The 20,567-nt window shown below is 65.1% G+C and carries 10 protein-coding genes and 2 pseudogenes; 5 read left to right on the top strand and 7 right to left on the bottom strand.

Annotated features, from left to right (window positions below; translation table 11 throughout):
- Positions 1 to 3,341 (bottom strand): DUF3971 domain-containing protein (locus Q8N40_RS23385; RefSeq protein WP_305713482.1); only part of this gene is annotated, 3,341 nt, incomplete at its 3' end.
- 205 nt (positions 3,342 to 3,546) lie between these two features.
- Between Q8N40_RS23385 and Q8N40_RS23390 the strand changes: the two genes are divergently transcribed.
- The 4 genes from Q8N40_RS23390 to Q8N40_RS23405 all read left to right on the top strand — a co-directional run bounded on the left by Q8N40_RS23390 (position 3,547) and on the right by Q8N40_RS23405 (position 8,730).
- Positions 3,547 to 4,389: a redoxin domain-containing protein gene (locus Q8N40_RS23390; RefSeq protein WP_305713488.1), complete on the top strand. Its 843-nt coding sequence runs from the start codon at positions 3,547 to 3,549 to the stop codon at positions 4,387 to 4,389.
- A 104-nt stretch (positions 4,390 to 4,493) separates the two neighbouring features.
- Positions 4,494 to 5,855 (top strand): M23 family metallopeptidase, encoded by a 1,362-nt coding sequence (locus Q8N40_RS23395; RefSeq protein ID WP_305713483.1) that lies wholly within the window; start codon positions 4,494 to 4,496, stop codon positions 5,853 to 5,855.
- Positions 5,856 to 6,049: 194 nt separating this feature from the next.
- Complete coding sequence (locus Q8N40_RS23400; RefSeq protein ID WP_305319080.1) at positions 6,050 to 6,496, top strand: SRPBCC family protein; 447 nt, start codon at positions 6,050 to 6,052, stop codon at positions 6,494 to 6,496.
- Between the two features lie 146 nt (positions 6,497 to 6,642).
- Positions 6,643 to 8,730: a carbamoyltransferase C-terminal domain-containing protein gene (locus Q8N40_RS23405; protein WP_305713484.1), complete on the top strand. Its 2,088-nt coding sequence runs from the start codon at positions 6,643 to 6,645 to the stop codon at positions 8,728 to 8,730.
- On the opposite strand, the gene Q8N40_RS23410 is transcribed toward Q8N40_RS23405, so the two are convergent.
- The 5 genes and pseudogenes from Q8N40_RS23410 to Q8N40_RS23430 form a co-directional block, all read right to left on the bottom strand.
- Positions 8,690 to 9,622, bottom strand: a complete 933-nt coding sequence (locus Q8N40_RS23410) for a DMT family transporter (RefSeq protein ID WP_305713485.1) — start codon at positions 9,620 to 9,622, stop codon at positions 8,690 to 8,692. The genes Q8N40_RS23405 and Q8N40_RS23410 overlap by 41 nt on opposite strands.
- Positions 9,623 to 10,310: 688 nt before the next feature.
- Positions 10,311 to 11,197, bottom strand: a pseudogene (locus Q8N40_RS23415) (NAD(P)-dependent oxidoreductase).
- 4 nt (positions 11,198 to 11,201) lie between these two features.
- Positions 11,202 to 12,333, bottom strand: a protein-coding gene (gene prfB / locus Q8N40_RS23420; RefSeq protein ID WP_305319085.1) for a peptide chain release factor 2 whose coding sequence is annotated in 2 segments (ribosomal slippage) — positions 11,202 to 12,263 and positions 12,265 to 12,333 — 1,131 coding nt in all. Because the reading frame shifts where the segments join, the coding sequence is not laid out codon by codon here.
- 100 nt (positions 12,334 to 12,433) lie between these two features.
- On the bottom strand, positions 12,434 to 14,926 hold the full coding sequence (locus Q8N40_RS23425) for a penicillin-binding protein 1A (protein WP_305319086.1): 2,493 nt from the start codon (positions 14,924 to 14,926) through the stop codon (positions 12,434 to 12,436).
- Positions 14,927 to 15,149: 223 nt separating this feature from the next.
- The gene (locus Q8N40_RS23430; protein WP_305713486.1) at positions 15,150 to 16,445 is read right to left on the bottom strand and encodes an N-acetylmuramoyl-L-alanine amidase; all 1,296 of its coding nucleotides are present in this window, start codon (positions 16,443 to 16,445) and stop codon (positions 15,150 to 15,152) included.
- Between the two features lie 713 nt (positions 16,446 to 17,158).
- On the opposite strand from Q8N40_RS23430, the gene Q8N40_RS23435 reads away from it, so the two are divergent.
- Positions 17,159 to 20,260 (top strand): ribonuclease E/G, encoded by a 3,102-nt coding sequence (locus Q8N40_RS23435; protein ID WP_305713487.1) that lies wholly within the window; start codon positions 17,159 to 17,161, stop codon positions 20,258 to 20,260.
- A gap of 79 nt (positions 20,261 to 20,339) precedes the next feature.
- Here the strand turns inward: Q8N40_RS23435 and Q8N40_RS23440 are convergent.
- Positions 20,340 to 20,567 (bottom strand): annotated as a pseudogene (locus Q8N40_RS23440) (pyridoxal phosphate-dependent aminotransferase); the annotation flags it as partial.

The following is a 20,567-nucleotide window of genomic DNA, read 5'->3' on the forward strand; positions in this document are numbered from 1 at the left end:
CGCACACGCGAGAACGAAACGCCGCTCTGCGACCCGGCCGGGCCACCGGCCACCGCGCGATCCAGCGAAGCCTCGCCCTTGATGGAGAAATCGCGGACGTTGATCAGGCCCTCCTTTGCGCTGGGGTCAACCGTCGGCGGATCCATCGCCAGGGAAAGCTGGCCGCCGACCACCTTGGCGTAGGTGTCGGAGAAGCGCAGGAATGCGCCGGCGTCGGCGGTTTCGAGATAGATCAGCTCGCGTCCCTGCGGGCGGCGCAAATCCGCCGTCAGCGGCGTATCGCGGCCGAGCTTCCCGCTCAGCGTAAAGCTCTTGACCGCGCCGTTGCGCCGCGAGAACTTGACGTCGACGCTGCGCAGCGCCTCGCCATAGAACCCGGCCACGGCGCCGAGCTTGAGGTCGACATCGAAATCGATGCTCTTGGTCTTGCTCTTGGGGTCAGTCTCCTTGCCGGACATCGCCGACTTCAGAAAGCCGCGGCCGTCGAACACGTCGCCGCGCATGATCACTTTCAGCGCACCATCGGCGGTACGCTCGGCCTTCAGCGAGGTCTTGTCGCCTTCGGACGGCGAATAGGTCGGGAAGTTGGCATTGATCAGGTCGCCATTCTGGTCGACTTCAAGCGACCCCTTGATCGATACGCCGCCACCGTCGATGACGATGTCTTCGAGGCGGGTGGACTGCTGCTTCTGCACCACGTTGAAAACCGCACGGCTCGACCTGCCCGGCAGTTTCACCCAGCCCGGCAGGATGTTATCGAGCTTTAGCGCGGTCAGGTCGGCCTCGATGCCCATGCGACTGGTTTCGCCGATCTTGCCCGACAGTCTCAGCGGTATGGCGCCGCTGACGGCGGGGCCGAGATCGAACCCGAGCCGCGCACGGCTGGCGTCGTCGAGCGTCGCCTGCAGTTTGATGTCGGCATCGCCCTCGTTCGGCTTGCGGTAATCCAGCGAGGCCGACTGACCGTTGATCTTGACCTCGCCCCTGACCTGATAGCCGGCATTGTTGGCCACGACCTTCAGCGCATTCGACTCCAGCTTCTGGTTCATCACCAGCTTGTCGGCGGAAAAACCGGTCAGGTCGGCGGTGATGGCGAAGGTGGTGTCGGCCTTGGTGAGGGCGCCCTTGACCGGCAGGCCGAGCGTGACCAGCGCGCTGACCGTGCCCTTGCTCGAATTGGGATCGATCAGCGTGCCGGAGAACTCGCTGAGGCGATCGGAGGCGAGAATTTCGGCCATCGCGGGCACCGGGCCATCGATCCGGAACCGGATCTTCGCCGGTGACGGTTTCGGCGCCATGTCCGGCACCTCGAACACGAAATCGGAGATGTTCAGCTTGCGGCCCGTCGGCGTATCGGACGCGGCCTGCCCGATGGTCACGGTCGCGGTGCGGCCGGTCACCCGGGCCTTCAGATCGGCGTCGCGAACCAGCGGCATTTCGTCGACCGGCCGCAAGGTCACGCCCGTTGCGACGATGTTGACGGCAAGACCGTCATCCGGGATCGGCGGACCGCGCCGCGACAGATTTCGAACCGGCGAGTTGACGCCGACCTCGATGCGCTGCAGCGCGCCGCGTTCGACCCGCTCGATCACCCATTCCCGGACTTCGGGGACGATCAGGATCGGCCACATCCGTTTCAGCGCCGACGCCGACATCGGCGTTCCCGCGAATCCCAGCGTCAGGCGCGGCTCGCCCGAATATTCGACACTGCCGGTGCCGGCGATGCCGATCTCACCGTTGCTGATATCCGCCTGCGTCAGCAGCACACGCTTGCGGTCGGTATCGATGCGCAGGCCGATGGCGATACGATTGAAGATCAGGGGTTGTTCGTTGTCCGCCCCGGCGAGCACGATGGTGCCGCCGGAAAACCCCAGCTGCCATTCGGCGATGTTGCCGTTCGGCGGCTCGAGATGGGCCAGCAGCGTGACCCGGTTCGCACCGGAAATGATCTTGAAGGGCGCCACCAGCACGCGCCGGTTGGAGTCCCATTCGACGTTGAACTCGGCCGAATCGATCGGCATCGGATAGTCAGGCGTATCGCTGTCGATGATGTGCCCTGCGCCGGCGGTGACCTTGCCGCGGAAATAGGTCGGCAGGCCGTCGCGGCCGAGTTCGCCCTTCAATTCGCCGGTCAGCGGCAGGTCGGCGCTGTAGGTCAGGTCCTTGACCCGCATCGCCAGCAGGATATTGGCGGTCGGAACTTCGGTGGCGCGGATGTCGACCGATCGCACGCCGTTGGCGGGAGCTCCGACCACGACGCGAAGCGACCAGGCGCGGCTGCCTTCTTCGCCGAGACTGATCGCCACCCCGCCGCCACTCGGCCGGCGCATACTGAGGCTGATATTTTCAAACGTCCATTTGTTGCCGCGCTGCTGGTCGTCGACAACGTGGTTGCCGTTCTTCAGTCCCATCTCGATGAGGTTTTGTCCGTCGAGCCCGGTCAGGCTCAGGCTGTCGAGCCAGTCGAGGCCGGCGAGCAGACCGGTCTGCCCGCTTTCGGCAGCCGCGGTTGTAGCGCCGGGCGAAGATGACGCCGCGGCCCCCGGCGGCGGCGGAGCGGGAACCGGACGCGGGAATGTCGGCGCCAGCCCTGCGGCCTTTTTCGAGGCGACACCGGTGGCGAGCGGCTTGGCGGTATCGCCGGCAGAAACCGTCACCGTGCCGTCAGGCGCGATGCGGACCGCGAGTTCGGCGTCGACCAGGTTGAGGCTCTCGGCGCGAAGCCGCCCCATCAACAGCGCGGTGCCGGAAAGTTTCACCTCGGCCTTCGGCGCGGTGGCGACGACGACGCGGTCGCTGTCCATGACCACGATATCGCGGATGCGGACCGCGATACGGATTCGCCCGGCCCGTTCGATCTGGGTGCCGCCGATCTCGACGGTGTTGCCGTGGCCGATATTCTGCTCGATCGCCGACGCCAGCCAGGGCGTGGCCATATCGAGATTGATCGGACCGGCGCCGAGACGCCACCACAGCCCGCCAAAGCAGCCGCCAAAGATCACCACCAGAACCGCGCTCACCACCGCGAGGCGTTTGACCCAGCGTTCGCCCGAGGCCCAGCGGCGAAAGCGGCCGAACCGATCGCCCAGCCGGTGAAAGCCGGAGTTCGACCGCGACAACAGCCGTCGTGCGCGTTTACGCGCCGCCTCGTCATGGTCCTGATCCCAAGCGGCATCATCCCACTGCGAGGACTGCACGTCAGCACGCGGACTGGCCTCTTGGGGCGACGTTCTGGGCGACGTTTTCCTGGCCATTGCCTCTCGGTGCTGGCGCTCATTGTAAGAGGGATCGCCGCCAGGGCCGCGCTCGTCCGCATGGTACGAGCGCTCCCGTGTCGGCATTGCTGCCAATCCTCGATTAATACTGTTACTCGTCATAGGGCCCAAGGAGCCTGTTCAACGAGGGGCCGGAGCTTGCGTCGAATTCCCTGTCACCATACTCCGGGGTCATCAGATTTGCCCAGTTGCAGGACCCGTTCCTGCATCCCGGGACAACACCCGCAATACCCCCATGATTGATCCGCCGAAAGCGACGAAAGGAAGGCGTATGTCCAAGAAAACGCGCAAGAAATCCCCCAAAACCCCCACCGGGAAGCCCGCCGGCGCCAAGACCGTCAGCAAGGCCAGGAACACGCCCAAAAATACGTCCAAGGGTGCGTCCAAGAAACCGGCCGGCGCGCCGGGCAAAACCGCATCGGCAAAAACCACCAAGGCGACGGTCCAAAAATCAACCAGGAGCGCCGGCAATAAACCCGCCAAAGCATCGCATAAGGCCGCATCGAAACCGTTAAGACCGATCAGCCGCCGCGAATCGGTCGCGCCCGTCATGGCCGCACCGAAGGCGCAAACCGCAAAACCGCCTGTCGTGACGCCTCCGGCGGCCGAAACGCCGGATCTCAAAACCAGCGCGGCTCGGCCGCGTCAGCCCGGTCTCAGCGAGGGGGCCAAGGCGCCCGCCTTCCGGCTGCCGCGCGACGGCGGCGATTCGGTCTCGCTCGGCGACTTCAAGGGCAGGAAACTGGTGCTGTTTTTCTATCCGCGCGCGGACACGCCGGGCTGCACCAAGGAAGCCATCGACTTCAGCCGGCTGTCTGGCGCGTTCGCCGAATCCAACACCGCCGTGCTCGGCGTGTCGGCCGACCCGCTGAAGGCCCAGGAAGCCTTTCGCGACAAGCACCAACTGGTCACTGCTCTGGTTTCAGACGAGCAACATGAGATGCTGGATGCTTATGGCGTATGGGGTGAAAAATCGATGTATGGCAGGACCTTCCTGGGCATTTCTCGCACAACGGTTCTGGTTGGCGCCGACGGCCGGATCATCCGGATCTGGCGCAATGTGAAGGTCGACGGCCATGCCGACGAGGTGCTCGCGGTGGTGCGCACCCTGTAAGATTTATCCGGTTCCATTCGCTGAAAATTAACCATGAGCCGGTCAAATCACCCCGCGCCAATACAGCCGTACGGAACTCATTTCCGGCCGGCGCGGGAGTGCCAATGTCGTTCCGTTCCGGTCATTATTCCGAGCAGCACCACGCGCACGACCATGGCAGGGCTTCCCCTCGCCGCCCGGCGTCGAGCCGCACGCCGGTCGCACCGGCGCAGCAGCAACAGGACGGCTATACGCTGGTCCACGCCGGCAAGCAGGTCCGCTTTGGCCCGGTGGCATTCTGGATCGTGGTCGGCACGGTGACCGTGCTCGGAATGTGGTCGGCGGCAACCGCGACCTATTTCGCCTTCCGCGACGACGTCCTGACCCGGCTGATCGCCCGTCAGGCGGAGATGCAATACGCCTATGAGGACAGGATCGCCGAGTTGCGCGCCAAGGTCGACCGCACCACCAGCCGCCAGTTGCTCGATCAGGAACAATTCGACCAGAAGCTCGACCAGATCATGCGGCGGCAGACCACGCTGGAATCGCGCGCCACGGCGCTCGGCGTCATTCCGGATGGCTCGGTCACCGGATCGATCCGGCCGCCGGCGCGTGGCGCCGCGGCGAGCGATCCGGCGCCTTCGGGAATGCCGAAACCGTCGCCGATCAGCGACACTGTGATCTTCGTGGCGCCGCCAGACCGCGAAGCTCGGCTGGAATCCCGCACGCCCGTGGTCGGCAAGGTCCAGCCCAACCAGTTCGCCAAGGTCCAGGGCTTCGACAACGTCGTGCTCCGCCTGCAGTCTTCGCTCGACAAGGTCGAGGGTCGCCAGATGGCGGCGCTCTCCTCGGTCGAAGAGAGCATGGAATCGCGGATCCGCCGGATGCGCGGCGTCATCACCGATCTCGGCCTCGACATGGCGCAACTGGAAGCAGCGACCCCGCGCGCCGGCGTCGGCGGACCGTTCGTTCCGGTCAAGCTGCCGCCGGATGCAGGCACGTTCGAGCGCCAGCTCCACCGGATCAATGTCACGCGTATCCACGTCGAGCGTCTTAACCGCACGCTGGCGCTGGTGCCGTATCGCAAGCCCGTCATCGGCGCGGTCGAGTTCAGCTCAGGCTTTGGGATTCGCAGCGATCCGTTCCTCGGCCGCCCCGCGATGCATACCGGCCTGGATTTCCGCGCCGCCACCGGCGATCCCGTACGCGCCACCGCAAACGGCAAAGTGGTCACCTCGGGCTGGCAGGGCGGCTATGGCCGCATGATCGAAATCGACCATGGCAACGGGCTGTCGACGCGCTACGGCCATCTGTCGGAGATACACGTCAAGATCGGCGATCTCATCAAGCTGGGTCAGGTGATCGGCGCCGTCGGCTCGACCGGCCGCTCCACCGGTCCGCATCTGCATTACGAAACCAGAATCGACGGCGACCCCGTCGATCCGCAGAAGTTTTTGCGCGCGGGTGTGCGGCTCAGCGCGGGCTAGAAATTTTCAGTCTGACAGCAATCATATCCAAGCCGTGGCCCGGATGGAGCCCTTGCGAAATCGGGCAAACCGTTTGTCGAAAAAGATTCCGGCTGCGATGTCGGCGGCCGGGGCGGTCGGGCGTCCTTGCAACAGACGCCGAGCAAGCCAAACCCACTGTCGCTCACGCCGCTCGGCCAGGGAGTGCCAACATCATGTCCGGAAATACCGTCCGTCTGCATCGCGTCCTCGCCACCACGCCGGCGAAGGTTTTTCGCGCCTTCCTCGATGCTGATGCCATGGCCAAATGGCTGCCGCCCCATGGCTTCACCTGCAGGGTCCACCATCTCGACGCCAGGGTCGGCGGCACGTTCCGGATGTCGTTCACCAACTTCACGACAAAATCGGGCCATTCGTTCGGCGGCGAATATCTGGAGATCGTGCCCAACGAGCGTCTCCGCTACACTGATCGCTTCGACGACCCCAATCTGCCCGGCGTCATCGAGGTCAACGTGCTCCTGAAGCCGGTCTCGGTCGGAACCGAAATCAACATCGAACAGTCCAACCTGCCGGAAGTGATTCCGGTCGAAGCCTGCTATCTGGGCTGGCAGCAATCGCTCGCGCAGCTCGCGTCGCTGGTGGAGCCGGATATTCCCGAATAGTGCGTCAGCCCATTGTTGCGCTGCTCCGATTGTGATGCCATCACAAAACATTCCGATCCAGCGCCTCGAGGCACGTCCGGTTGAATCCTCCGAACAAGCGAATTGGTCCAAGACATCCACGGCTCGGCGCTGCCGGATTTCGCGCCGTGCGATGGCTCTGCGTGCGGCTGTTCGCGGCTGCGGGTTTTCATCAGCTCGGCTCGGAATTTGCCGACCAGCGGATCGCGCATATCCGCGAAAAGCTGCAACGCGGCGAGACCGTCTATCTGGCCGGGCTGGGGCCACCCGGCACCCACAATTCAGGCGTGGCGCTGGTTGAGGTGACGCAGGCGAACGGGCCGCGCCTGATCGTCAACAACGAGGAAGAGCGTTTTTCCGGCAACAAGCACACGACCGAGTACCCGAAGGCCTCGATCGACGCGGTGGTAGCCACGCTGCGCGGCATCGGCCGTGACATCGGGGATATCGACGCCTGGCTCACCAGCTGGGATTATCCGACACTCTGCGGGACCATTGCGCGCTCGGTGCTGGAGGAAGCACCACAAAGCCTGAAGCTGCTGCGCACCACGGAAGCCGCCGGCTTCGACGGCCGCCGGCTCGACCAGATGACCCGCACACCGAAAATTCTCGGCCGGCAGCTCGGGCTTGCCGGGCGGGTGCCGCTGATCTGCCTGCCGCACCACGACAACCACGCCTGGTTCTCGTTCGCGGCATCGCCGTTCGCCGACAATGGCGAGCCCGTCGCGATCGCGGTGCTCGACGGTACCGGCGACCGGGGATCGATCTCGCTCTTTGTCGCCGAAAACGGTGCGATGCGACAGCTCACCTGCAACGACAGCATGTTCGACTCGCTCGGCGCTTTCTACAGCGTGATCTCATCGACGCAAGGCGGCTGGACCTGGCTATCCAGCGAGGGCCGCTATATGGGTGCCGCCGCCTGGGGTGACATGAACCGCACCAGCAATCCGTATTACGCGCGGCTGCGAGACGTGCTGGATTTCGGCGCGGATGGCGATATCAGGATCAACCGCGCACTCGCCAACTGGTACTGCGACCCGTTCGATCATCCCTACAAGGCGGCGCTGATCGATATCCTCGGCGAGCCCCTGAAGCCCGAACAGCTCTGGAATCCGGATGCGGTGCTGCGGGTCGAGGACATCACGCACCGTCCCGATACCCAGGACCGGCTCGACAAGGCCGCCGCGACGCAACTGGTGTTCGAGGACGCCATGATCCATGTCGTCGACCACCTGCTGCGCTCGACCGGCGCGAGCCGGCTGGTGCTGACCGGCGGCGTGGCGCTGAACGCGGTCGGCAATATGCGGCTGCTGGAGCATTTCGACGAAGCGTGGTTTGCGAAGCACCAGCACCGCAAGGCCCGCCTGCATCTCTGGGTGCCGCCGACCCCCGGCGATCCCGGCGTCACCATCGGCGCGGCCTGGCTGTTTGCGCATCTGGCGGGCGCGCCGCGCGGTTCGCCGATGACGCATGCGTTCTATTGCGGTTTGCCGCCACGGCAGGACGACATCGCAACCGCGCTGCAGGCCGTCGATATTGCTTCACAAGGGATCGGCGACATTTCGACACCAGAGGGGCGCGACGCCGTCGCCGATCTGATGGCCTACATGGTGGCGCGCAGCGGCATCATTGCGCTTTATCAGGGCGCCGCCGAAACCGGACCGCGCGCGCTCGGGCATCGCTCGATCTTTGCCAATCCCTGCGACGCCCGGGCGCGCGAACAGCTCAACGAACGGGTCAAATACCGCGAGGCGATCCGGCCCCTGGCGCCGATGGCGACGCTGGAGGCGGCTCACCTATATTTCGATCTGCACGAGGGCGCCTCCGATGCCGGTTACAACGCCTACAATTACATGGTGCTGACCGCGCCATCGAAGCCGGGCGCGCGCGACAAGATTCCCGCCGTCATTCACGCCGACGGCACCGGGCGAATCCAGATCGTGCGGGCGGAAGACGATCCCCTCACCTACGCGTATTTGAAGGCGCTCGGCCGCCACATCGGCGTCGAGATCTCCGTCAACACCTCGTTCAATGTCGCCGGCCCGATCGCGCAGTCCCCGCACCAGGCGATCGATACGCTGCGGCGTTCGAAAGGCCTCGACGCGGTGCTGCTGGTGGCCGATGACGGCACGGTCACCGCGGCCTGGCACGGCGGCGAGCGCGACAGCGGAAGGTTTACGGGCTGGCTTTCGGAATGGACACGACGCCCCGGATGAAGCCGAACACCCGCCCGTCGATCACCAGCAGCGCGCTGCCGATCACCAGCGCGCCGGTGACCTCGGCAACCGTCATGCTTTCGCCGAGCAGGAGATAGCCGAGCAGGATGGCGGTGACGGGAATCAGCAGCGTCACCAGCATGACATTGGTCGAGCCCGACCTGCGCAGGATCTGAAAGAACACGATGTAGGCCAGCGCGGTCGACAGCGCGGCAAGGCCTGCCAGCGCCAGCCATGTCGTGACGCCGGGCATCGGCAATTGCCACGGCCGCTCGGCCACGCCCGCAATGATCATCATCATCAGCGTGGACGCCAGCATCTGACATGTCGCGGTCGCCAGCGGCGGCGAGTCCGACAGTTTTCGTCGCGCATAGAGCGCCGATAGCCCGTAACTGAACGCGCCAACGAGGCAGAGCAGGATGCCAAAACCCTGGCCGCTGCTGAAGCCGAGATGCTGGCCGTGCAGGATGGCGACCCCGATCAGCCCGATGACGACGCCCGCGACGCGGCTCGCCCTTAGCTTTTCGTCGCCGGCCGCCGCCATGACAAGCACGGTGAACAGCGGCGTGGTCGCATTCAGAATCGAGGCCAGCCCGCTCGATATATAGGTCTGTCCGGTGACGATCAGCGAGAACGGCAGGACGTTGTTCAGAAATGCGATGGCGAAGAACGGCTTCCAGCCCGACAGCGTCAGCGGCAAGCTAATTCGATACGCCCACAGCACCGGCAGAAGAATCAGGGCCGCGAGCGCGACCCGCAGCAGCACCACCGTCAGCGGCGGCAATTCCCGCAGCACTACGCCATGGAAGAAGAACGAGCCGCCCCACAGCACCGAAAGCACGGCAAGCAGCAACCAGTCCCTCGCGTCAATCCGATGGTCACTGGAAATCATCTGCGGCTCTGCCATTCAGGATCGAGCAGACGCTTACGGCAAAGGCCGCAACGCTGGCCACCCGATTCCCGAAACGGCGTCGCGCTGGCGCAGGTCCTGACCTTGCGCCGGTGCGCCGCGAGCCGTCGTGCTCGCGGATGTGTCAGCGCTTACTTGCGCAGGCAGAGGCCGACGGTTGGTGGCGTCGAGCATTTTGCTCCATCCGGCGCGCCGCCGCCCGGACAGAACACCGACACCAGGGTCTCGTTCGCTTCGCAGCCTGCCGCGCCGTCGCCCTGCACCGCCCTCAAGCCGGCAGCATCACCCTTGTCGCCTTTGTCACCCTTGCCCCCGGGGGCGCCTTGCGGTCCCTGGGGTCCCTGGGCACCCTGCGCACCTGGCTGTCCTTGCGGTCCGGGCGGTCCCGCGGGACCCTGCGGGCCAGGCTGCCCCTGGGCGCCAGCGACGCCTTGGATGCCTTGCGCGCCCTGGGGGCCTTCCGCGCCTCGCTCGCCCTTCGGTCCGGGATCCCGGCCGCATCCGGCAAGAACAAGCGCAATTCCAACAAGCAGGACGGAAACAATTCTCATGACGAATCCCCACTACGAATGAATGGATCGGCTGCAAAGTTGCCGCGCCGATACTAGGCTGCGAAACGTGACAGGTTCAAATAGAACTAAAGCCGAAGCGACGATTTGGTGCGATGCGATCAGTTCGTATGGCCGCCCTTCGGCCGCGACACAATTTCGATCATCTTGCCTTCGTCGTCGTCGGGACCATGGGCTTTGGCGCGGTCATAGGCCGCAACCGCCGCCCGTCCCATGATCGGGGCATCGCGCAGCAGGCTCTCGGCCAGCGCCACCGCGTAAGCCGCATCCTTTTGCCGCAGCGACGCCGTGAACGTCGCGCCGGCAAAGTTCCGCTCCACCATGCGCCTGGAGTGCCGGATCACCTGCGGACTGGCGGCGACGCCGGTTTCCACCGCTTCCAGCACCAGCTTCATGTCGAGACCTGCCTGCTCCGCGATCGCAAGGCCTTCGGCGATTCCAGCGATCTGGATCGCGCCCATCAGGTTGTTGATCAGCTTGTAGACCGTGCCGGACCCGACCGCGCCGAAATGCCGGATGGTGGTGGCCAGCGGGGTCAGGAAAGGCCGCGCCCGTTCGAGGTCGGCCGCATCGGCGCCGACCAGCAGCGTCAGTTTTCCGCTGGCCGCGGCATCCGGCAAACCCGTGACCGGACTGTCGATGTAAACGATGCCGCGTTCGCGCAACACCCGCGCCATTTCGAGGACGTGGCGGTAGGAAACCGTGGAGCATTCGATCGCGAGCGTGCCGGCCTTCATGGTCGCGGCGGCGCCGTCCTTGGTCAGCCACACCGCACGCGAGGCCTCGTCGTCGGCCACCATCGTCACCACGGCGTCGGCATCGATCGCGGCATCCTCCGGCGAGGTCGCCCATCGCGCGCCGCGCGCGATCAGATCCTCGGCCTTGCCTTGCTCCGGTTCCACAGCGCGACGCTAAAACCGGCATCGAGATAGCGGCCGGCCATGCCATGGCCCATGCGTCCCAACCCGATGAAAGCGACCTTGGCCATGGGGCTAGTCCACGTCGTCCACCGAAGCGGGGGCGGTGCCGAAGGCGCGCTGCGCCAGCGTCGCCGCCATGAATTCGTCGAGGTCGCCGTCGAGCACGCCCGAAGTGTCCGAGGTCTGCACGCCGGTGCGCAGGTCCTTCACCATCTGATAGGGCTGCAAAACGTAGGAGCGGATCTGGTGGCCCCAGCCGATATCGGTCTTGGCGGCCTGGTCGGCGGCGGCCTGCGCCTCGCGCTTCTTCAGCTCGATTTCGTACAGCCGCGCGCGCAGCATGTCCCAGGCCTGCGCCTTGTTCTTGTGCTGGGAACGGCCGGCCTGGCAGACCACCGCCACGCCGGTCGGAATGTGGGTCAGCCGCACCGCGGATTCGGTCTTGTTGACGTGCTGGCCGCCGGCGCCGCCCGAGCGCATGGTGTCGACACGCACGTCGGATTCGGCGATGTCGATCTTGATCGAGTTGTCGACCACGGGAAAGATCGCGACCGACGAGAACGAGGTGTGCCGCCGCGCATTGGAATCGAACGGCGAGATCCGCACCAGCCGGTGCACGCCGGCCTCGGTCTTCAGCCAGCCATAGGCGTTATGGCCCGAGATCTGGATGGTGGCGGATTTGATGCCGGCTTCCTCGCCCTGGGTTTCCTCGAGATATTCGATCTTGAAGCCATGCTTCTCGGCCCAGCGCGTATACATGCGCAGCAGCATCGAGGCCCAGTCCTGGCTTTCGGTGCCGCCGGCGCCGGCGTGGACTTCGAGATAGGAATCGAAGCGATCGGCTTCGCCGCCGAGCAGCGCTTCGAGCTCGCGGCGGGCGACTTCCTTCTTCAGGGCTTTCAGCGCGGCCTCGGCTTCCGCCACCACGCCTTCATCGCCCTCGGCCTCGCCGAGTTCGATCATCCCGATATTGTCCTCGAGCTCGCGCTCGACCTTGCCGATGCCCTGAAGCGAATCCTCCAGCGAGGTGCGCTCCTGCATCAGCTTCTGGGCCTTCTGCGGGTCGTTCCAGAGATTGGGATCTTCAGCGAGCTTGTTCAGCTCCGCGAGGCGCGCCGTGGATGCATCGACGTCAAAGATGCCTCCTCAGCAGCCCGACTGACTGCTTGATCTCTTCAACGAGGCGTTCGACTTCAGCGCGCATGGCTTCTCTGATTCTGCGGGGGACGAACCGCTACTGGCAGTTGTTGTCTGGACAGTATTGTCGAGGGGATGTAACGGCACCGGCCGCAAAGTGCAATCGGCTACCAAAGCCCGCCGGTGCCGGGACGCATGATCGAGCCGGCGTCGGGCGGCGCCATCAGCGGACGATCGCGGCCGCCGTCGGCGTCGGCGACACCGATGACGCTGTAATTATCCGGCGGCGCCGTGCCGGGCTTGAAGGCTTCCAGAATGCCGCCGCCGCCCGGACCGGCGCGCATGCCGCTCTTGGCGTCGACGCGGATCAGCTTGATGCCGGCGGGGACCTTGAACGGGATCGCCGGCTTGTCGGCGAGTGCGAGCTTGAGGAAGTCCTTGGCGATCGGGGCCGCCAGATGGCCGCCGGTGGCGCCCCTGCCGAGCGGACGCGGCTTGTCGTAGCCGACATAGATACCGATCACGATGTCAGGCGAGAAGCCGATGAACCAGGCGTCCTTCTCGTCGTTGGTGGTGCCGGTCTTGCCGGCGATCGGCTTGCCGACTTCCTTCAGCACCGTGGCCGTACCGCCCTGCACCACGTCTTCCATCATCGAAGTGATCTGGTAGGCCGTCATCGCATCCAGCACCTGCTCGCGGCGGTCGACCAGTTGCGGTTCGGCCTGGTTCTTCCAGCCGCCGGGCGCGTCGCAGCCGCGGCATTCGCGTGCGTCGTGCCGGAAGATGGTGCGGCCGTAGCGGTCCTGAATACGGTCGATCAGCGTGGACTTCACGCGGCGTCCGCCATTGGCGAACATCGAATAGGCCGTCACCATCCGCATCACCGTGGTCTCGCCAGCGCCGAGCGAATAAGACAGATAGTTCGGCAATTCGTCATAGACCCCGAAGCGCTTGGAGTATTCGCCGATCAGGGGCATGCCGACATCCTGCGCCAGTCGTACCGTCACCGTATTGAGCGAGCGCTTCAGCGCATTGCGCAGCGTCGTCGGTCCCTGATACTTGCCGCTCGAATAGTTTTCGGGACGCCAGACGCCGACACCCTGCCCCTGGTCGATTTCGATCGGCGCATCGACCACGATGGTGGACGGCGTATAGCCATTGTCCATCGCCGCCGAATAGACCAGCGGCTTGAACGACGAACCCGGTTGCCGATAGGCCTGGGTGGCGCGGTTGAACTGGCTCTGGTCGAACGAGAATCCGCCGACCATCGCCATCACGCGGCCGGTCCAGGGATCCATCACCACCATCGCGCCGGACACTTCCGGCAGCTGGCGCAGCCGGAACTGGCCCTCGACGATGGTGCCGTCCTTGGCGAGCAGCGGATCGGCATAGATGACGTCGCCCGGCGCCAGCACCTGCGCCACGGTGGTCGGCGGCTTGAAGCGCGTCGGCCCGGAGGCGGCCTTCGCCCATTTCACGCCTTCGAGCGTAATGAGGCCGGTCTGCCGGTCCTTGGCCACGGCACCGCCGAGTTCGCGGCCGGGCTGAAAACCGATCCGCGCCGACTGGTCGCTGGTCTCCAGCACCACGGCCATCCGCCACGGCGAGATATCCGACAGCGCCTTGACGTCGGCGAGCTTGACGCCCCAGTCGCCGGATATGTCGAGCTTGCTGACGGCGCCGCGATAGCCGCTCGCCTCGTCGAACTTCACGAGCCCGGCGGTCATGGTCTTGCGCGCGATCACCTGCAGCTTCGGATCGAGCGTGGTCCGCACCGACAGGCCGCCTTCGTAGAGCTTCTTCTCGCCATAACGCTCGAACACGTCGCGGCGGACCTCCTCGGCGAAATACTCGCCGGCGAAGGTGTGCGCGGCGTTGCTGCGGCTGGTGACCGTCATCTGGTCCTTGCGGGCCTTGTCGGCATCGGTCTGTTTGATCCAGCCGTTCTCCACCAGCCGGTCGATCACGTAGTTGCGGCGCTCGATGGCGCGATCGCGGTTCTTCACCGGATGCAGCGACGACGGCGCCTTGGGCAGCGCCGCAAGGTAGGACGCTTCCGCAATGGTGAGTTCATTGACCGACTTGTCGAAATACACCAGCGATGCCGCGGCGACGCCGTAGGCGCCGAGGCCGAGATAGATTTCGTTGAGATAGAGTTCGAGAATCTTGTCCTTGGAATAGGTGCGTTCGATCCGCATCGCCAGCAAGGCTTCCTTGATCTTGCGGGTGAACGATACCTCGTTGGTCAGGAGAAAGTTCTTGGCGACTTGCTGGGTGATGGTGGAGGCGCCCTGCGGCCGTTTGTTGGAGCCGAAATTCTGCGCATAGAGCACCGCGGCGCGGGCCATGCCGGTGAAGTCGATGCCGCCATGCTCGTAGAAATTCTTGTCCTCGGCGGCCAGGAACGCGTTGATGACCATCTTCGGCACGGCCTGGATCGGCAGGTACAGCCGGCGCTCTTTGGAATATTCGCCGAGCAGCGCGCCATCCGTCGCATGGACGCGCGTCATCACAGGCGGCTCATAATCCTGCAGCTGCGAATAGTCGGGCAAGTCCTTGGAATAATGCCAGATCAGCCCCGCGGCAGCGGCGACGCCGACCAGGAACACGACGGTTCCGGCAGCAAACAAGAAACCCAAGAACCGAACCAGCAAGCGCATTATCCAAGTTCCGTTCCAGCCCTGGCGCCGCATTGAACGGCGCTTCCTCGGCAAAGTCCCGCACGGCGATCAGCGGTCTCGCGCAGGCGAATGAAATACTACGTTGGCCGCGAGCGAATTTAGCGCGATTCCGACGTTCCCGCAGTCATTTCTATAATGCCGCCGCTGTGGCCAAACTAGGGCTTCCCGCCCTGCAAGACACCTTTTCAGCGAGGCTCCCTTTTCAGTTGGCGGCCCCGGCCGTCGCCAGCCGCTTGGCAAGGAACGTGTCGATCGCCTGCGACATGGCGCCCGCGGTGCGGTTACGCCAGTTCTCCGAGACCAGCAGTTCGAGGTCGCCCTTGTTGGAGACATAGCCGAGTTCGACCAGGACCGACGGCACGTCGGGAGCCTTGAGCACCTTGAAGCCGGCCGATTTCAGCGGGTGTTTGTGCATCCGCACCGTGGTCTTCATCTCGCCCATCAGCAGCCGGGCGAACCGGTTCGAGAACGTGCGGGTCTCGCGCTGCGCCAGTTCGATCAGAATGTCGGCGACCTCGGTCGGTTCCTCGGTCAGGTTGACCCCGCCGATGGCGTCGGCCTTGTTTTCGGTTTCCGCGAGCCGCTCCGCCTCGGCATCGGAAGCCTTGTCGGACAGCGTGTAGATCGTGGCGCCCTGGGCGTCGCCCTCGCGCCGCGGCAGGGCGTCGGCATGGATCGACACGAACAGCGCCGCCGCGTGGGTGCGGGCGACTTTGACCCGGTCGGTGAGCGGAATGAAGGTGTCGTCGGTGCGGGTCATGACGACGCGATATTTGCCTGATTTCTCCAGCCGGTCGCGCAACGCCAGGCCGAACCCCAGCACCAGTTCCTTTTCATTGGTGCCGCCGGCCTGGGTGCCATTGTCGAGGCCACCATGCCCGGGATCGATCACGACCACCGGTCTTGTATCCGTCGGTGTAGCCGGCTTGCCTGCGCCGTTCGGCTTGACTGGCACGATCGCCGCCACGGTATCCGAGATCGCGGGCTTCAGTTCGGGCCGGCTCTCGGCGCCAAGCGACTGAACGAAGGTGGTGCGGTCGACCTGTTCCAGTTCGAGCACCAGCCGCGGTGGCTGGCCGTTGGCAGCCGCCAGCACGTAGGCATTGGCAATTTTGGCCGGACCGGTCAGATCGAACACCAGCCGCGAGCCGCCGGGCATCACGAGGCCATAGCGGAACGCCTTGATCAGCCCGCGACCGGCGGTGCCTGCGCCGGCCTTGAGCTGAAAGTTGACCTGGGGAATGTCCACCACCACCCGATAGGGGTCGGCCAACGCGAAGGCGCGAAACTGGATCGGCCTGTCGAGGTCGAGGACGAAGCGGGTCTGCTTGGCATCGCCGGCCAGGCGGACTTCTGAAGCGACCGGAAAACTCGAAGCTGCGGGATTCGGCGCCGCATCCTCGGCCGCGCGGCCAGTGCCGGCGGACGAACACAGCAATGCTGCGGTGCACAACAGCACCCCGCCTCTAAAAACACGATGATTTGCGCGGCTCGCCAACGAATCCGTGCCTCCGAGCAGCTCTCTTACCGCAATAGAGCCACAGGGTTAACGAGAGCTTAAGGTTCTGGCGACGAATAAGGTGCGGTGTTGCCGCGCTGCGACGCCCCCTTCACTTCCCTTGCACCGGGCCTCCAATCCACGTATGTACAAGGGGCTGACGGCTAAAACTCCCGGTTGTGTCGCGTTCAGCCTCCCGGTGCAGCGCCGGAACTCTCTGAACCCAGAGGATTCCAGCGTCTTTCCGATCCCTCCACAGGCCAGCGCAGCGCGCGGCTGAAACGGAGGGCGGTTTCGAGCCCGAGCGGCGTCGGTCCCAGGTTACCATCTTGTTCCAGGGACGGCTTCAGACACGGCATAACTGATTATCCGGGTCCAATCGGGCCCGATATGCGATGGCCGGCGAGCGCTTTGGCGCCGCGCCGGGTCTTCAGCGAATAGACAAGGCGGCTATTCTTGCCGCCAACGTGTTCAGACGGGCCGACGCTTGATGCGCCAGACTGTGTTGCCGACCATGATCCCCGGTAGAATCGCGCCGCCGCGAAGCGAAAGCTCCGCGCGTCGTGTTGCGCCGACAGGATCCCGTTCGGACCGGCGCCCCGGGTTGCGTTTTGGCCTTCCCCTCACCCCCGAATCAGGTGGACCGTCGCGTCACCCGGCGGCGCGACATGCGCCCACGGTCATACGCGCCCGCCGCCGTCATGAGTTGCAAAATGCCCAACAAAATGTTGATCGATGCTACCCACCCGGAAGAGACCCGGGTCGTTGTGATCCGCGGCAATCGCGTCGAGGAATTTGATTTCGAGACTGCCCAGCGCAAACAACTGCGCGGCAATATCTACCTCGCCAAGGTGACACGCGTAGAACCGTCGCTGCAGGCCGCCTTCATCGAATATGGCGGCAACCGCCACGGCTTCCTGGCCTTCAGCGAAATCCATCCCGACTATTACCAGATTCCGGTCGCCGACCGTCAGGCGCTGATCGAGGCCGACGAACGCGCCCATCGCGAAGCCGAGGAAGAGACCGAGAATCGTTCCAGCAACCGTGGCCGCCGTCCGCGCCACCGCAACCAGCGCCGTCGCGGCAGCGGCGAGCGGGTGCAGAGCGAGGTCGTCGAGAATGTAAGCCCCGACCTGATGCAGGTCGCCCCGCCGCAAGCGGACCAGGAACATCCGGAACACTTGAGCGTCGAGGGCGGTGATAGCCACACGCACGAGACCGAACATCATCATGATGATGCCGGGCAACATGCGCACGATCATGCCGGTCATGATCATGCCGGTCATCACGCGCACGATCACTCCCTTGATCACGCGCATGCGCAGGGCGAGCACGACCACACTCATGCCGCCAGCGAGGCGCCGGTGGCGGAATCGCATACGGAGACTCCGGTTTCGGCGGTGGTCGAGGCCTCCGCGGCTGCCGCGGCACCCGAGGTTCACGAAGAACCCGTCCATGACGAGCGTTTCCACGCCGAGCATGCCGAAGAAAACGCGGCCCATGCCGAGGACGCGGCGCGCGCCGAACAGGCCGTCGACGAACCCGCCGCTTCGTCCCACGACGAGCATGCCGCCCAGCCGCAGGGCGACGAGCTTCACGACGATGAGGAAGACGAAGACGACGACGCCGAAGAGGAAGTCGTCGAATCCGTCGGCGGCGACGACGTCATGGAAGAGGTGCCGGAGCGCGCCTTCCGTCCGCGCCGCCAGTACAAGATCCAGGAAGTCATCAAGCGCCGCCAGGTGATGCTGGTGCAGGTCGTCAAGGAAGAGCGCGGCAACAAGGGCGCGGCGCTGACCACCTACCTCTCGCTGGCCGGCCGCTACGCCGTCCTGATGCCCAACACCGCGCGCGGCGGCGGCATCAGCCGCAAGATCACCTCGGCGCAGGACCGCTCGCGGCTCAAGGACGTGGTGCAGGATCTCGACGTGCCCGAGGGCATGGGCATCATCCTGCGCACCGCGGGTGCCTCGCGCACCAAGCCGGAAATCAAGCGTGACTTCGAATATCTGATCCGGATGTGGGAAACCGTCCGCGACATGACCCTGAAATCGCAGGCCCCGACCCTGGTCTACGAGGAGGGGTCGCTGATCAAGCGGTCGCTGCGCGACCTCTACAACAAGGAAATCGACGAGATCCAGGTCGCCGGCGAAGCCGGTTACCAGGAAGCCCGCGACTTCATGAAAATGCTGATGCCGACCAATGTGCGGGCGGTGAAGCAGTATCGCGACGGCCAGCCGCTGTTCTCGCGGATGGGCGTCGAGAGCCAGCTTGACGCGATGTTCTCGCCCACGGTGCAGTTGCGCTCCGGCGGCTACATCGTGATAAACCAGACCGAGGCGCTGGTTTCGATCGACGTCAATTCCGGCCGCTCCACCCGCGAGCATCATATCGAGGACACCGCGCTCAAGACCAACCTCGAGGCATCTGAGGAAGTCGCGCGGCAACTTCGGCTGCGCGATCTCGCCGGCCTGATCGTCATCGACTTCATCGACATGGACGAGAAGCGCAACAACCGTTCGGTCGAGCGCAAGCTGTCGGATTGCCTGCGGCAGGACCGCGCGCGGATCCAGGTCGGACGCATCTCGCATTTCGGCCTGCTGGAGATGTCGCGCCAGCGCATTCGCGCCAGCGTGCTGGAGAGTTCGACCGAGCCCTGCCCGCAATGCGGCGGCAGCGGACATGTCCGCTCGGTATCTTCGGTGGCGCTGCAGTTGCTGCGCGGCATCGAGGAAATCCTGATGAAGGGCGCGACCCACAATCTGACGGTTCGCACCCGAACCGACGTCGCGTTGTACGTCCTCAATCACAAGCGTGGTCATCTGCGCGATCTCGAGAACAGCTTCAAGGTCATGCTGGCGGTGGTTGCCGACGCGACCGTGAGCGGTCAGCAGTCGTTCATCATCGATCGCGGCGAACAGGTGCATACGCTGGAGGCGGCCAAGGCGCTGCTGGCGGCGCAGGTTGCCGCCTTCCCGCCGCAGGTCGAGGAAGCCTATGACGAGGAAGAGCCGTTCGACATCGAAACCGAATCGGAAGTCGAAACCGAAGAGACCGAAGGGCTGACCGAGGAAGTTGCGGCCGGCGAGGAAGCCGGCGGCGAAACCGATGCCGACGGTCACAAGCGCAAGCGACGGCGGCGACGGCGTGGCCGTCCCGGCGAGCCGCGTGAAGGCGGTCCCGCCCGCGACAGCACGGACGCCCCGCGCCTTGCGCCGGACCAGGTTGCGGTCGCAGGCCCTGCCGATGAAGCCGAAGGTGACGACGACGAATCCGAGGAGCAGCCCGGTGCGGCGCGCGCCGAGCAGACGGCTGACGGCGAACGGCGGCCCCGCCGTCGCGGACGCCGCGGCGGACGCCGCCGGCGCGGCGGACCCGAGGATGGTCTGGTCGGATCGATCGCGGACGAACTCGGACCGACATCGACGCCGGAAGTCGCCAGCGCGGTTGCCGATTTCGACGGCTATTCGGCCGAGCGGCCTCCGCTCGATGTTCAGCCCGAACCGATGGCGGAGCCGGAGCCGCAAGCAGCCGCTTATGTTCAGCCAGTTCCCGCTCAGCCGGAGCCTGCGCGGGCAACCGGCGAATCGGAGATCGCCCAGGAAACCGAAGGCGCCGCGGCGCGACGCCGTTCGACCGTGCGCGAGAAGGTGAGCTTCCTGGCGACCGTCCAGCCTGAAGCACCCGCACCCGTTGCACACAGCCAGCCTGAGCCGCCGGCGCCAGCCCCGGCTCAATCCGCAGCCGAGACGACGACCGATACCCAGCCACGCAAGGCCGGCTGGTGGTCGCGTCGCTTCGGCAACGGCGAATAACCCAAGGGTTTTTGCGAGATAGAAACCGCCCGGCAAACCGGGCGGTTTTTTATTTCCAAGGTGATCGCTTGCGCGGCCGCTATCCGAGCCATTTCGCGATGCGCGCGACGGCTTCGCGCATCTCATCGGCGGAGCCCGCGTAGGAAAAACGAACGAATTGTCGGCCATGCACCGGATCGAAGTCGACCCCGGGGGTGGCCGCGACGCGCGCCCTTTCCAGCATCTGGCCGGCAAAGGCAAAACTGTCGGAGGTAAATCTGGAGACATCGGCGTAGAGATAGAACGCGCCGTCGGCGGGCAGAAATTT

It is taken from the genome of Bradyrhizobium sp., from assembly GCF_030693485.1.
Taxonomy (GTDB): domain Bacteria; phylum Pseudomonadota; class Alphaproteobacteria; order Rhizobiales; family Xanthobacteraceae; genus Bradyrhizobium.

What these genes read in the sequence shown, in the direction of transcription:
- Q8N40_RS23390 (WP_305713488.1), top strand. Translation starts at nt 3,547, where the DNA reads ATGTCCAAGAAAACGCGCAAGAAATCCCCCAAAACCCCCACCGGGAAG.
- Q8N40_RS23395 (WP_305713483.1), top strand. Translation starts at nt 4,494, where the DNA reads ATGTCGTTCCGTTCCGGTCATTATTCCGAGCAGCACCACGCGCACGAC.
- Q8N40_RS23400 (WP_305319080.1), top strand. Translation starts at nt 6,050, where the DNA reads ATGTCCGGAAATACCGTCCGTCTGCATCGCGTCCTCGCCACCACGCCG.
- Q8N40_RS23410 (WP_305713485.1), bottom strand. Translation starts at nt 9,622, where the DNA reads ATGATTTCCAGTGACCATCGGATTGACGCGAGGGACTGGTTGCTGCTT.
- Q8N40_RS23425 (WP_305319086.1), bottom strand. Translation starts at nt 14,926, where the DNA reads ATGCGCTTGCTGGTTCGGTTCTTGGGTTTCTTGTTTGCTGCCGGAACC.
- Q8N40_RS23435 (WP_305713487.1), top strand. Translation starts at nt 17,159, where the DNA reads ATGCCCAACAAAATGTTGATCGATGCTACCCACCCGGAAGAGACCCGG.